Origin of the sequence: Kribbella sp. NBC_01245 (assembly GCF_036226525.1) — a bacterium.
In the GTDB taxonomy this organism is placed as follows: domain Bacteria; phylum Actinomycetota; class Actinomycetes; order Propionibacteriales; family Kribbellaceae; genus Kribbella.
On the sequence record NZ_CP108487.1, the window covers coordinates 2,500,223 to 2,511,988 of the forward strand.

Here is an 11,766-nt window from a genome sequence, read left to right on the forward strand (position 1 = left end):
CGGGAAGGGCAGTGGGTGCGGGACGGGCGGGAGGCAGCGGGAATGGCGGAGGGGTGCGGGAGGCGTGCGAACGGGCACACCTCACCCGTCCCCTGAGATAGCGCGCGGTACTTGGTCGGGTCGGGGTGGGTCAAGGGCGCGTTAGCGTCGGCGGTAGCCGATGGAGCCCTTGACGCGGCCCGGGCCGACCTGACAATTCGGAAGAGCTCAGGGGGCGGGTGCAACCAACACAACCCGGCCCAAAGGACGAGAGGTCGGTTAGCCGCGGGGGATTACGTAGTCGGTGAGGGTGGCCTCGTTGGTGGTGAGGTCGGGCCATGGCGAGTTGTGGCGGAGGACGGCGAGGCCGCTGGTGGGGTACTTCTCGGTCAAAGCGACGCGTGCCTCGTCCGATGACGGGGAGGCTAGTTCGTCGGCTAGCCAGGGGATGCCTGGGGCGTGGCCGACCACGATTACGGTGCGGGCGTCGTCGGGGACATCACGGAGAACCTCGAGCAAAGACTCCGGGTAGGCGTTATAGATCCGCCGATCGAACCAGACGTCACCGGCCGAAGCGCCTGCCGACGCGGCGTACTGCCAAGTCTCGCGAGTCCGCTCAGCCGGCGAACAGAGCACCAGGTCAGCCACGATGTTCGCCGCCGCAAGCCACCGCCCGGCCTCAGCCGCGTCAGCCCGCCCGCGCGGCGCCAATGGACGCTCCAAATCGGGCATCGACTCGGGCGGGACAGCCTTCGCGTGACGCAACAACACGAGGGTGCGATCGACGAGCAGGTCGGACGGGTCAGCCATCGAACCAAGGGGCCTTTCAGCTCGCCCGAACATCGGCGGCAACGTGGGACTGCAGGTTCTGGAAGACCTCGCGCGTCGCCGTCGACCGGTTGAGGGTGATGAAGTGGATGCCAGGAGCGCCACCAGCGAGCAATCGGTCGGACAGCTCGGTGGCGATCTCGATGCCGACGGCCCGGACCGCGGCGGGATCCCCGTCCACGGCGTACAGCCGGTCGGTCACCTCGGCGGGCAGGGCCATACCGGTCAGCTCGGCCATCCGGTGGATCTGCTTGACGTTCGTCACCGGCATGATGCCGGGCAGGATCGGCATCTCGCAGCCGAGCGCGGCCACCCTGTCGACCAGCTGGAAGTAGTCGTCCGCGCGGAAGAACATCTGCGTGATCGCGTAATCCGCGCCCGCCTCGGCCTTCGCCACCAGCACGCGCGCGTCCGCATCCAGGTCGGCGGCCTCCGGATGCTTGTCCGGGAAAGCGGCCACTCCGACACAGAAGTCGCCGAGCTCACGCACCAGCGAGACCAGCTCGACCGCGTGGTTCAGGCCTTCGGGGTGGGCGATCCACTCCTTCGTCGGACCACCAGGCGGGTCGCCGCGCAGCGCCAGCACGTTCCGCACGCCTGCCCCGGCGTACGCGCCGATCACCGAGCGCAGCTCGTCGCGGGAGTGCGCGACACAGGTGAGGTGGCCGATCGGGGTGAGCGAGGTGTCCTGGGCGACGCGCTCGGTCACCCGGATGGTGCCGTCGCGGGTGCTGCCGCCGGCGCCGTACGTGATCGAGACGAACGTCGGCCGGAGCTGCTCGATCTCGCGGATCGCCCGCCAGAGCACCTCTTCGGCCTCAGGTGTTTTCGGTGGAAAGAACTCGAACGAGAACGACTTGTCCCCGGCCGCGAGCAACTCGCGGACGGTCGGTGCACTGCTCTTGCGCATCGAAGGGAAACCGGTCGCCATGGGCACCAGGCTACCCGGACCGACCGGGTCACCGCGCGGACCGACTACTCTCCGAGACGTGGACCCTGACGCAACGAACATCGCGGGCGGAGTGCAGCTCGCCCTGACCAGCTTTCTCGACATCCAGCAGAAGCGGCTCGCCGCGCTCGGGCCGGAGCTCGAGGCCCAGGTGGACGCCGCCCGGGATGCGACCAGCGGCGGCAAGCGGTTGCGCCCCGCCTTCTGCTACTGGGGTTTCCGGGCCGCCGGCGGTGATCCGCAGCTGCCGATCCTCAAGGCCGCCGCGAGCCTCGAGATGTTGCACGTCAGCGCCCTCGTCCACGACGACGTGATGGATTCCTCCGATGTTCGGCGTGGGGCGCCCTCCGCGCACCGGCGGTTCGAGGCGTTGCAGCGGGCGCGGACCGAGCAGACCGGCAAGGGTGGTGACGCGGCGAGCTTCGGCGTTGGTGCCGCGATCCTGCTGGGCGATCTGTGTCTGGTCTGGGCCGACGAGATGCTGCACACGTCCGGGTTCAGTACCGAGGCGCTGGGCCGGGCCGAGAAGTTCTTCGACGCCGTCCGGATCGAGGTCACCGCCGGGCAGTACCTCGACCTCGTCGCGCAGGCCAGTGGTGAGGCCGACATGGATCGGGCCCTGCGGGTGCTGCGGTTCAAGTCCGCCACGTACACGGTCGAGCGGCCGCTGCACATCGGCGCGGCCCTGGCGGGTGGTGGGCAGGGGTTGATCGATGCCCTGTCGTCGTACGGCCTGCCGCTCGGCGAGGCGTTCCAGTTACGTGACGACCTGCTCGGGGTTTTCGGCGATCCGAAGCTGACCGGCAAACCCGCCGGGGACGATCTGCGCGAGGGCAAGCGGACCGTGCTCACGACGTACGCCGTGGAGCACGCGTCGGCGGCACAGCTGGCGGAGTTCGACCGGCACTTCGGTCGCGACGAGCTGACCGATGACGAGGTGCAGGTGCTGCGCGAGATCCTCCAGGACACCGGCGCGGTGCAGGCCTGCGAGGACCTCATCACCGAGCGGACCGAGGACGCCATGGCCTCACTCGGCAAGGCGCCGATCGACGACGCCGAGACCCGCGAAGCCCTTGCCGCACTCGCGGTTGCCGCTACGACCCGCTCAGTCTGAGCCGGCGACCATCGCGATCAGCTTGAGCAGGTCGGAGCTGGCGGTGACGTCGCCGAGCACGATGATCTTGAGCACCGAGCGCTCCTCGTCGTACATGGTCTCGACCTGGAGCCGGCCGTCCTCGGCGCGGCGGCCGTTCAGCGCGGCGAGCACGTGGGTGCTGATCCGGTCGGCGCCGGCCCGGTCGACACCGTCGATCTGGACGATGCTCGACACCTCGAGACGCCGCTCGCCGGTGACCTCGGGCAGACCGGTCAGGGCCGCCAGATCCTCGCGGGCGATGCGGTACTGCTTGCCGATCCGGACCGCCTTCAGTTTGCCGTCGCGCACGTAGTTCCGGACCGTGCGCACGTGCAGACCCAATCGGTCGGCCACCTGCTCGACCGAGTAGAGCTCCTGAGGCATGCCCTCATGATAGGTAGACATGGAGCCCGAACCGGTCAGCGTCACCGCACCACCGCTCCCCCGGCCGCACCTGCTGCGCCAGCAATGGCTCGACCTCACGTTCCTGCACTGGGCCGTCGAGCCGGCGTCGGTCGAGCGGTACTACCCGCCCGGCACCCGGCCGGACACGTTCGAGGGCAAGACGTACGTCGGGCTGATTCCCTTCCGCATGCTCGGCACTGGCTTTGCCCACGGCCCGGCGATGCCCTGGCTCGGCAGCTTCCTGGAAACCAACGTGCGGCTCTACTCGGTCGACCGGACCGGCCGTCGCGGCGTGATCTTCCTCAGCCTCGACGCGAACCGGGTCCCGGTCGTCGCGGCCGCCCGCGCGATCTTCGGTCTGCCGTATCGCTGGACGCGGCTGCGGTACGCCGCAATCGGGGACATCCACACGTACGTCGCCGAGCGCGGGCCGAGCCGGATCCAGATCCGCGCGGGCGAACCGCTGACGGCCGGGCCGCTCGAGCATTGGCTCACCGCGCGCTGGGGTCTGCACGTCGCCCACCTCGGCAAAACCTGGTACCTGCCGAACGAGCATCCCGCCTGGACGTTGCGCAGCGCCGAACTCCTCGACCTCGACGACGGCCTACTCGCCACCCACGGCCTCGGCCACCTCACCACCCGGCCGCCGGACCACCTCGCGTTCAGCCACGGCGTGCCGGTCTCGTTCGGCCATCCGGTTCTACTCGAGTAGACCGCGAGCCCGTTCCAGTACGGCGATGTGCTCCGCGCCGGTCAAGCCGAGCCCCATCGTGTTCACGCCGAGGTGCGTCGCGCCCAAGTCGCGCCACGCGGCGGCGTACGCGGGCCACTCCGGCTCCGGTACGGCGGACAGCGTCAGGTGAGCCTCGATCCCGATGGCGTCCGAGTTGCGGCCGGCCTCCTCGGCGTACCGCTTGAGCTGATCGACCATCGCCCGCGCCTTCTCGTCCGGCCGCCTCTGCGGGAACCACCCGTCGCCAATGCGAGCCGTCCGCTTCAGCACTGCATCGGCACCACCGCCGAACCACACCGGGATCGATCGCCGCGGCGGCAACGGACGCAGACCCGCGTTGTCGATGTGGTGCCACTTGCCGTCGTACGTCACGAGGTCGTCGGCCCAGAGCTTCCGCATCACCTCGACCTGTTCGGTCATCCGCGCGCCTCGCTGGCTGAACGGCACGCCCAGCGCGTCGTACTCGACCTCGTTCCAGCCGATGCCGACACCGAGGCGCAACCGGCCACCACTCAGTACGTCGACCTCGGCGGCCTGTTTCGCGACGAGCGCGGTCTGACGTTGCGGCAGGATCACCACGTTCGTGACGAGCTCGACCGTGGTGGTCAGCGCTGCGAAGTACCCGAACAGCACGAGCACCTCGTGGAACGAGTCGTCGCTGGTATATCCCCGCCACCCCGGCCTGGTGTTGACGCCGGCCCCGAGCACATGGTCATACGCCAACAGGTGCTGGTAACCCGCGGCCTCGGCCGCCTGCGCCCAGTCGCGGACCACCGCCGGGTCGTGGCCGATCTCCATTTGCGGGAGGACCGCTCCGATTCGCATACCAACGCCTCTTCACTAGCTGGCAGGATCGCACCCATGATTCTCGTGTGTGGGGCGACGGGCAACGTGGGCAGCGCGGTTGCGACAGCTGCCGTCAAAGCAGGTCAGCCAGTGCGGGCAGTAGTTCGTCGTGCCGGCAGTGAGCCCGCAGGAGCTGAAGCCATCATTGGCGACCTCAACCAGCCCGAGACGTTCCTGGACAGCCTGAGCGGAGTAGACGGCCTCTTCATGCTCAGCGGCTACAACGACGAGACCAAGCTGCTAGAGGCCGCAGCAGCTGCCGGTGTTCGGCATGTAGCGCTCCTATCCAGCGGATCGCTAGACGGCACCGACACCAACAACGCCGTCGCCGCCTACCACCAGGCTTCAGAAGACGCCGTACGTCGCTCAGGCCTCGCTTGGACCTTCCTGCGGCCTACAAGCTTCATGTCGAACGCCCTCCGCTGGCGAGACCAACTACGCGACGGCAACCTCATCCGCGCGCAATGGCCCGACGTACCAATCGCCACCATCGACCCCCGGGATATCGCCGACGTAGCCGTCCAAGCGCTCACCAATGACGTATCGAACGCGACGTACCGTCTGACCGGCCCAGAGGCGCTGACCCCGGCACAACAAGTAGCGATCCTCGCGGAGGCCCTCAACCGCCCACTCGAGTTCTACGGCCTAACCCGCGCCGAGACTCACGCAGAACTCGCAGCCACCACGCCCCCGCCGTACGCCCAAGCCTTCGAGAGCTTCTTCGGCGACCACACCGTCGACGAAACCACCGTCCGCGACACCGTCCCCCAACTCCTCAACCGCCCCGCCCGCACCTTCACCCAATGGTGCACCGACAACGCCGACGCCTTCACGAAATGACGATCGCGATAGTGACGGGCGCCGCCGGCGGTATCGGCGGCGCCATCGTCGACGTACTCCGCACGGCCGGCTGGCAAGTGGCCGGCCTCGACCTCCAACCAGGCGGCGCCGATCTCGACCTCATCGTGGACCTGGCCGATCCCGCGGCGCTCGACCTCAGCGTCATCACGGACCGACTCGGTGCGCCGACGGCACTCGTCAACGCGGCCGGCCTCTACCAGGCGACCAACCTGCTCGAAACCACCCCGCGTACGCGGCGCGCGTGCTCGCGGTCAACGTCGCGGCGCCGATCGAGCTCTGCCGCCAATTCATCAGCAAGCATCTCGCTGACGGGACCGAGGGCTCGATCGTCAACATCGCCTCGGTCGTCGCGCATACCGGCAGCGAGGATCCGTCGTACGGCGCGTCGAAGGGTGCGCTGGTCAGTCTGACCAAGGGCCTGGCCAAGACGTACGGCGGCCGAACGTCAACGGTGCCATCCTCGACGTCAACGGCGGATTGGTCTGAGCCAGCCCCCAACGTTTCACGCCAGGTGGTCGTTGAAGGGGTGAGGTGAGGAAATGGCCGATTGGCGGCAGGCGTTTACGGAGCTGGTCGACAGCAGGGGTCCCGCGCTGGTTCGGTATGCCCGGTTGTTGTGCGGGGATGACGCTCGCGCGGCCGACCTGGTCCAGGAAGGACTGCTGCGGGTCTTCCGCCGGGCCAGGGTTAGCGGCGACCTCGAGAAGCTCGAGGCGTACGTCCGGCGCGCCATCCTCAACCGCTACCTCGACGAGCACCGGCGCGAGCGGCTCTGGCGTTCCAAACGTCATCTGGTCGCGACGGCCGACATCACCGCCAGTACGACGGACGCGGCCGACACGGCAGACCTGGTGCGAACCGCGCTCGCCGCTCTGTCGCCACGCCAGCGCGCGTGCGTCGTACTGCGCTTCTACGAAGACCTGCCGGTCGCCGATATCGCGGACGCCCTCGGCTGCGGCGAAGGCACGGTCAAACGTCATCTCAGCGACGGCCTCGCCCGGCTGTCCACCAGGCTCGACCTGACCCAGGAAGGTGCCCGGCCATGACCGATCTCAAAGCCCTGCTCGAAGCCGAGGCCAACGGCACTCCCCCGCCGGCCATCGACACCGACGCCACGATCATCCGCATCGCCCACCACCGCCGCCGTCGTACGGCCATGGTCGCTGGAGCCGCCGCGATCGCCGTCGCCGCCACGGCGACCTTCAGCTTCGGCAACACGGGCGGCGAGATCCCCACGGTCGCACCGCCCACCACGACGCCCGACCTCGGCACGCCGGCCACTCCAGGCACCGAGCACCCGCCACTCGGCCGTTGCGGCAAGCCCGTCGCAGCGCAGAACCAGCCTCTGCTATCGCTGCGAATGACGCTGGAGAGCGCGCGGATCGAGGACAAGGACGGGCCCTGGCGGATCATCGCCAAGGTGAAGGTGACCAACCATTCGGCGCAGACCCTCAGCGGCTGGACGGCCAGGGGTCCGCAGACGGTGGCCGCGGCCATGGGCAACGCCTTCGCCTTCGGCGGGCAATTCTCGTCCTTGGAGGCGTTCAAGCTGGCGCCCGGCGAGTCGGCGATCTACGGCGGCGTGATGGTCCTTGGAGATTGCATCAACGCGATGGACTCCAGCCTTGGCCAGACGTACCAGATCTACGCCGAGCAGACCTTCGACATCGACGGTAAGTCCTACATCGTGAGGGGCGGTCCGTGGGACTTCAAGAAATGACGGAGCTGCGGCGTTCGAGAGCAATGACGTCGCACCATTGACCAGCGAGCGGACCTTGCGGCATCCGCCCGACGCGCTCTCGGGTGCCGACAACGCGGAAGCCGAGCGCCTGGTGCAGAGCAAGACTCGCCTTGTTCTCAGGGAAGATCCCGGACTGAATCGTCCAGATCCCAGCGGCTTCCGTGCTGTCGATCAACGTCCGCAGCAACGCACGCCCGACGCCCTGACCAGCGGCCGCGCCAGCGACGTAGATCGAGTGCTCGACCACACCCGCATACACCGCCCGCGTCGAAACCGGCGTGATCGCGACCCACCCCAGCACCGGTCCACCAGCAACGGCACGAGCCACAAACCGATGAGGCGGCAAACGCCCCTTATCGAAGGCCTCCCAGCTAGGAGGCGAGGCCTCGAAGGTGGCGATACCGGTCGCGATTCCCTCCGCATAGATCGCCTCGACCTCGGGCCAATCCGCCGCACTCATGGGTTCGATCAGCATCAGACCGCCGGCAATCCGGTCAGCAGGCAAGGCACCGTCACGTCGGCCGGGTGGCGCATCAGGATGCGGAGCTGGCCCGACTCCTTCGCGTCCTCGGTGAAGATCTGCAACGCGACCGCCACGGTGTCGTGGTCCGCGTCGAGCAGGTGCTGCCAGCCTTCCCAAAGCACCAGCTCAGGCTCACCCGTCCCACGGTCGCCGAGCGAGTCGGCCAGCGCGTCCCAGTTCTTGCCGAACCAGCGCGGCAGGTCGAACGCGGTCGCGCAGACGTCCATGAACCCCGCCTTGTCGAGCACTGCGGAGGTGTCGAGCAGCGTGTACGACCACCCCGCCTGCTCGGCCTCACGTCGTACGTCGTCAGGCACCGAGTCGGAATCCCAGCGGAACACCCCTGGCGGAAGGCCTTTGGCCAACAGCTCGGTCACGCTCATTCGTCCACCCGTATTCTGCGGAAACTCTGGTAGTGGTCGTCCGTGTAGAACTGCTCGCCGCCCTTACCGGTGACGATACGGCGGGCGCCACGGCCGGACTCACCAGGCGTCCAAACGGTGTATTCCCGGTAGTAGCCACGATCATGCTTGGGCAGGATCTTCTCGTTGTTACCGAACACGACACCGTCGCGCTGGTACGGGAACGGTCCGCCTTTCTCGATCAGCTCCAGCGTCTCGCGCGCCTCGACCGGCAGATCGGTCTTGCTGACCAGCACCAGGCCGCTGTCCGGATCGGCCTCGGTGTGTTTCGACGCGTCTTCCGGGCTGCAGCCGAACAGCGAGGCCGCGAGCGTGAGCACCAGCATCGCGATCACGACGGCCGCGACGATCCGCGCGGCCTTCGGGTTGCCGATCACACGCGGCCCCGCAGGCGCTGGGCGAACGACGCGGCCGCGGCTTCGGGATCATCCGCGTCAGCGATGGCCCGTACGACGACTACCCGCTCGGCGCCGGCTTCCAGCACCTCGTCCAGGCGATCCAGGTCGATGCCGCCGATCGCGAACCACGGCTTGGCCGAATGCCGGCTCGCGGCGTACGACACCAGCTCGAGGCCTGCCGCGGCCCGGCCGGGTTTGGTCGGCGTGGTCCAGGTCGGGCCGGTGCAGAAGTAGTCCGACCCGGTCTCCTCGATCGCCGCGTTGACCTGGCTGAAGGTGTGCGTAGACCGCCCGACGATCGGCTCCGGCCCGAATACCGCGCGGGCCGCCGACACCGGCAGATCCTTCTGCCCGAGGTGCAGCACGTCGGCGCCGGACGCGAACGCCACGTCCGCGCGATCGTTCACCGCAAGCAGCTTTCCGTGGCGTCGGCAGACGTCGGCGAAGACCTCCAGGGCCGCGAGTTCGTCCAGGGCCTCGAGCCCCTTCTGGCGCAACTGCACGATGTCGACACCACCACGCAGAGCGGCGTCGAGGAATTGTTCAAGATCGCCTTGCGTCTCACGCGCGTCCACGCACAGGTACAGACGCGCGTCGGCGAGGCGTTCGCGGGCGGTGGCATCAGCGGGCACGTGGGAGGTCACACGCCCAGCCTGCCATGTTCGGGACGACCGCCGCTCTGCAGGTAGAGGCAACTACTGTTCCTTCCATGGCAGAGACAAGCGCGGATGTCGTCATCGTCGGGGGTGGGCTGATCGGGTTGGCCACCGCCTGGCGGCTGGCGCGCAACGGCGTGCGGGTGATCGTGGCCGATCCGACCCCGGGTGAGCAGACCTCATCCGTGGCCGCCGGCATGCTCGCACCGGTCACCGAGGTGGAGTACGGCGAGGACGACCTGCTCGCGCTCAACCTGGCCAGCGTGGCCGCCTGGCCCACGTTCGCCGCCGACCTCGAGAAGGCGACGGGCCTGCCGTCCGGCCTCTACGCCAGCGGCACCCTCTCAGTCGCGTACGACGCCGACGATGCGGCCGCCATCCGCCGCCTCGCGGAGTACCAGCGGCGCCTCGGTCTGGAGGTCGTCGAGCTCACCGGGCGCGAGGCCCGCAAACGCGAACCGCTGCTGGCTGTCGGCGTCTCCGCCGGTATGTGGGTGCCGAACGACCACTCCGTGGACAACCGTCGCGCGGTCGCCGCCCTTCTCAGCGCTTGTGAGTCCAGCGGCGTCCAGCTTGTACGTCGTACCGTGGCGCGCGTTCTTGTCGACGACGATCGCGCGACTGGTGTGGAGTTGGAAGACGGCGAGGTCATCCGCTCGGAGACGGTCGTGATTGCAGCCGGGCCCTGGTCGGCCCGGATCGAGGGCATTCCCGATGAGCTCAGGCCGCCGGTCCGGCCGTTGAAGGGCGAGATCCTCCGTCTGCGGGTGCCCGAGGCCTACCGGCCTGCGCTGCAGCACACGGTCCGGGCGACGGCTCGCGGGTTCGCCGTCTACCTGGTGCCGCGGCCGGACGGCGAGTTGGTGGTCGGCGCGACCAGCACCGAGCTCGGGTATGACACTCGCGTCCTCGCCGGCGGCGTCTTCAGCCTGTTGCGCGATGCCCGGATGGTGCTGCCGATCACCGACGAGCTCGAGCTCGTCGAAGCGGTCGCGGGTCTTCGCCCGACCACGCCCGACAACGCGCCGGTCCTCGGGCCGTCCGGGATCGACGGGTTGTTGTGGGCGACCGGGCATTACCGCAACGGCGTACTGCTGACGCCGATCACGGCCGAGGCGATCGCGCAGACGATCGTGACCGGCACGCTGCCCGACCTCGCGAAACCCTTCCTGGCCGAGCGATTCCGCACCGGCCCGATGGCGTCGTGACGGGCGTCGTGATGGATCGCACAGGGCTCGCACTTCACGGGCCGGGCACATTGCATACAGTGGACCCGTGAACGTCGTTGTGAATGGGGCCGCCGAGGAACTGCAGGCCGGGAGCACCGTCGCTGACGTGGTGGGGCGCTGGGCCAAGAGCCCGACCGGTGTCGCCGTCGCGGTCAACGATGCGGTGGTCACCCGGACGGACTGGCCGGGTACCGAGTTGGCCGAGGGCGACCGGGTGGAGATCCTGACTGCTGTGCAAGGTGGTTGACGATGGCTGACGACACACTGCGGATCGCTGGGCGCGAGTACACGTCCCGGCTGATCATGGGCACGGGCGGTGCGCCCAGCCTCGAGGTGGTCGAGGAGGCACTCGTCGCCTCCGGCACCCAGCTGACCACGGTCGCCTTGCGGCGGCTCGACCCTGGCCAGCAGGGTTCGGTGCTGGATGTGCTCAAGCGGCACGCCATCGAGGTCCTGCCGAACACCGCCGGTTGCTTCACGGCCGGCGAGGCCGTGCTGACCGCGCGACTGGCCCGCGAGGCGCTCGAGACGGACTTGCTCAAACTGGAGGTCGTCGCGGACGATCACACCCAGTTGCCGGATCCGGTCGAACTGCTGGATGCGGCCGAGCGGCTCGTGGCCGACGGCTTCAAGGTGCTCGCCTACACGAACGACGACCCGATCCTGGCCCGTCGGCTCGAGCAGGTCGGCTGTGTCGCGGTGATGCCACTCGGCTCCCCGATCGGCTCCGGGCTGGGAATTCGCAATCCGCACAACATCTCGATGATCGTGGAGAACGCGGGTGTCCCGGTTGTGCTCGACGCCGGTATCGGTACGGCCTCCGACGCCGCGCTGGCGATGGAGCTCGGCTGCGACGCCGTCCTGCTCGCCTCGGCCGTGACCCGCGCTGAGCGCCCGTCCCTGATGGCTGCTGCGATGCGCGACGCGGTCACGGCAGGGCGATCCGCTCGCCTGGCCGGGCGCATTCCGCGGCGCTGGCATTCCGCGGACCCGTCCTCCCCGCTCGACGGCCGCCTCGGCACCTGACCGACCGCGCGCACCCTGCCCGTCGTACAACCTGC

Annotated in this window: 17 protein-coding genes; 9 read left to right on the forward strand and 8 right to left on the reverse strand. The window is 68.8% G+C overall.

Translation table 11 applies throughout. The annotated features are described in order from the left end of the window. Nucleotides 1-258 precede the first annotated feature (258 nt). On the reverse strand, nucleotides 259-789 hold the full coding sequence (locus OG394_RS11005; RefSeq protein ID WP_328995061.1) for a SixA phosphatase family protein: 531 nt from the start codon (nucleotides 787-789) through the stop codon (nucleotides 259-261). 16 nt (nucleotides 790-805) lie between these two features. Beyond that, nucleotides 806-1,738, reverse strand: coding sequence for a methylenetetrahydrofolate reductase [NAD(P)H] (gene metF, locus OG394_RS11010; RefSeq protein WP_328995062.1), 933 nt, complete (start codon nucleotides 1,736-1,738; stop codon nucleotides 806-808). A 58-nt stretch (nucleotides 1,739-1,796) separates the two neighbouring features. Between metF and OG394_RS11015 the strand changes: the two genes are divergently transcribed. Next, nucleotides 1,797-2,870, forward strand: a complete 1,074-nt coding sequence (locus OG394_RS11015) for a polyprenyl synthetase family protein (protein WP_328995063.1) — start codon at nucleotides 1,797-1,799, stop codon at nucleotides 2,868-2,870. Here OG394_RS11015 and OG394_RS11020 read toward each other — a convergent pair. Beyond that, nucleotides 2,862-3,275, reverse strand: a complete 414-nt coding sequence (locus OG394_RS11020; protein ID WP_328995064.1) for a helix-turn-helix domain-containing protein — start codon at nucleotides 3,273-3,275, stop codon at nucleotides 2,862-2,864. The genes OG394_RS11015 and OG394_RS11020 overlap by 9 nt on opposite strands. Before the next feature lie 19 nt (nucleotides 3,276-3,294). Between OG394_RS11020 and OG394_RS11025 the strand changes: the two genes are divergently transcribed. Beyond that, on the forward strand, nucleotides 3,295-4,008 hold the full coding sequence (locus OG394_RS11025; protein ID WP_328995066.1) for a YqjF family protein: 714 nt from the start codon (nucleotides 3,295-3,297) through the stop codon (nucleotides 4,006-4,008). On the opposite strand, the gene OG394_RS11030 is transcribed toward OG394_RS11025, so the two are convergent. Beyond that, a complete protein-coding gene (locus tag OG394_RS11030) occupies nucleotides 3,997-4,854 on the reverse strand; it encodes an LLM class F420-dependent oxidoreductase (protein ID WP_328995067.1) in 858 nt (285 codons plus the stop codon). The genes OG394_RS11025 and OG394_RS11030 overlap by 12 nt on opposite strands. A 36-nt stretch (nucleotides 4,855-4,890) precedes the next feature. On the opposite strand from OG394_RS11030, the gene OG394_RS11035 reads away from it, so the two are divergent. The 4 genes from OG394_RS11035 (at nucleotide 4,891) to OG394_RS11050 (ending at nucleotide 7,456) form a co-directional block, all read left to right on the forward strand. After that, on the forward strand, nucleotides 4,891-5,715 hold the full coding sequence (locus tag OG394_RS11035) for an NAD(P)H-binding protein (RefSeq protein ID WP_328995069.1): 825 nt from the start codon (nucleotides 4,891-4,893) through the stop codon (nucleotides 5,713-5,715). A gap of 262 nt (nucleotides 5,716-5,977) precedes the next feature. Then, nucleotides 5,978-6,271 (forward strand): SDR family NAD(P)-dependent oxidoreductase, encoded by a 294-nt coding sequence (locus OG394_RS40045; RefSeq protein ID WP_442914283.1) that lies wholly within the window; start codon nucleotides 5,978-5,980, stop codon nucleotides 6,269-6,271. A 4-nt stretch (nucleotides 6,272-6,275) separates the two neighbouring features. Then, complete coding sequence (locus OG394_RS11045; RefSeq protein ID WP_328995072.1) at nucleotides 6,276-6,782, forward strand: RNA polymerase sigma factor; 507 nt, start codon at nucleotides 6,276-6,278, stop codon at nucleotides 6,780-6,782. Beyond that, nucleotides 6,779-7,456 (forward strand): hypothetical protein, encoded by a 678-nt coding sequence (locus OG394_RS11050; protein ID WP_328995074.1) that lies wholly within the window; start codon nucleotides 6,779-6,781, stop codon nucleotides 7,454-7,456. Before OG394_RS11045 ends, OG394_RS11050 begins: the two co-directional genes overlap by 4 nt. Here the strand turns inward: OG394_RS11050 and OG394_RS11055 are convergent. The 4 genes from OG394_RS11055 to thiE are packed head-to-tail and all read right to left on the reverse strand — an operon-like array spanning nucleotide 7,446 to nucleotide 9,464. Then, entirely contained in the window at nucleotides 7,446-7,952 is a 507-nt protein-coding gene (locus tag OG394_RS11055) for a GNAT family N-acetyltransferase (RefSeq protein ID WP_328995075.1), read from the reverse strand. The two genes, OG394_RS11050 and OG394_RS11055, sit on opposite strands and share 11 nt — an antisense overlap. Further along, a complete protein-coding gene (locus tag OG394_RS11060) occupies nucleotides 7,952-8,377 on the reverse strand; it encodes a barstar family protein (protein ID WP_328995076.1) in 426 nt (141 codons plus the stop codon). The genes OG394_RS11055 and OG394_RS11060 overlap by 1 nt, the downstream gene beginning before the upstream one ends. A gap of 2 nt (nucleotides 8,378-8,379) precedes the next feature. After that, nucleotides 8,380-8,799 carry a ribonuclease domain-containing protein gene (locus OG394_RS11065; protein ID WP_328995077.1) on the reverse strand — a complete coding sequence of 140 codons (420 nt, stop codon included), beginning with the start codon at nucleotides 8,797-8,799 and terminating at the stop codon, nucleotides 8,380-8,382. Further along, a complete protein-coding gene (thiE, locus tag OG394_RS11070) occupies nucleotides 8,796-9,464 on the reverse strand; it encodes a thiamine phosphate synthase (RefSeq protein ID WP_328995078.1) in 669 nt (222 codons plus the stop codon). Before thiE ends, OG394_RS11065 begins: the two co-directional genes overlap by 4 nt. A gap of 65 nt (nucleotides 9,465-9,529) precedes the next feature. Here thiE and thiO point away from each other — a divergent pair, with 65 nt between their 5' ends. The 3 genes from thiO (at nucleotide 9,530) to OG394_RS11085 (ending at nucleotide 11,731) form a co-directional block, all read left to right on the forward strand. Further along, nucleotides 9,530-10,684 carry a glycine oxidase ThiO gene (thiO, locus tag OG394_RS11075; RefSeq protein WP_328995079.1) on the forward strand — a complete coding sequence of 385 codons (1,155 nt, stop codon included), beginning with the start codon at nucleotides 9,530-9,532 and terminating at the stop codon, nucleotides 10,682-10,684. 67 nt (nucleotides 10,685-10,751) lie between these two features. Next, complete coding sequence (gene thiS / locus OG394_RS11080; protein WP_328995080.1) at nucleotides 10,752-10,952, forward strand: sulfur carrier protein ThiS; 201 nt, start codon at nucleotides 10,752-10,754, stop codon at nucleotides 10,950-10,952. 2 nt (nucleotides 10,953-10,954) lie between these two features. Next, entirely contained in the window at nucleotides 10,955-11,731 is a 777-nt protein-coding gene (locus OG394_RS11085) for a thiazole synthase (RefSeq protein WP_328995082.1), read from the forward strand. Nucleotides 11,732-11,766 lie beyond the last annotated feature (35 nt).

Excerpts from the sequence above, each read along its gene's own strand:
- OG394_RS11005 (WP_328995061.1), bottom strand. The coding sequence starts at position 789 with ATGGCTGACCCGTCCGACCTGCTCGTCGATCGCACCCTCGTGTTGTTG.
- metF (WP_328995062.1), bottom strand. The coding sequence starts at position 1,738 with ATGGCGACCGGTTTCCCTTCGATGCGCAAGAGCAGTGCACCGACCGTC.
- OG394_RS11020 (WP_328995064.1), bottom strand. The coding sequence starts at position 3,275 with ATGCCTCAGGAGCTCTACTCGGTCGAGCAGGTGGCCGACCGATTGGGT.
- OG394_RS11025 (WP_328995066.1), top strand. The coding sequence starts at position 3,295 with ATGGAGCCCGAACCGGTCAGCGTCACCGCACCACCGCTCCCCCGGCCG.
- OG394_RS11030 (WP_328995067.1), bottom strand. The coding sequence starts at position 4,854 with ATGCGAATCGGAGCGGTCCTCCCGCAAATGGAGATCGGCCACGACCCG.
- OG394_RS11035 (WP_328995069.1), top strand. The coding sequence starts at position 4,891 with ATGATTCTCGTGTGTGGGGCGACGGGCAACGTGGGCAGCGCGGTTGCG.
- OG394_RS11045 (WP_328995072.1), top strand. The coding sequence starts at position 6,276 with ATGGCCGATTGGCGGCAGGCGTTTACGGAGCTGGTCGACAGCAGGGGT.
- OG394_RS11050 (WP_328995074.1), top strand. The coding sequence starts at position 6,779 with ATGACCGATCTCAAAGCCCTGCTCGAAGCCGAGGCCAACGGCACTCCC.
- OG394_RS11055 (WP_328995075.1), bottom strand. The coding sequence starts at position 7,952 with ATGCTGATCGAACCCATGAGTGCGGCGGATTGGCCCGAGGTCGAGGCG.
- thiO (WP_328995079.1), top strand. The coding sequence starts at position 9,530 with ATGGCAGAGACAAGCGCGGATGTCGTCATCGTCGGGGGTGGGCTGATC.
- OG394_RS11085 (WP_328995082.1), top strand. The coding sequence starts at position 10,955 with ATGGCTGACGACACACTGCGGATCGCTGGGCGCGAGTACACGTCCCGG.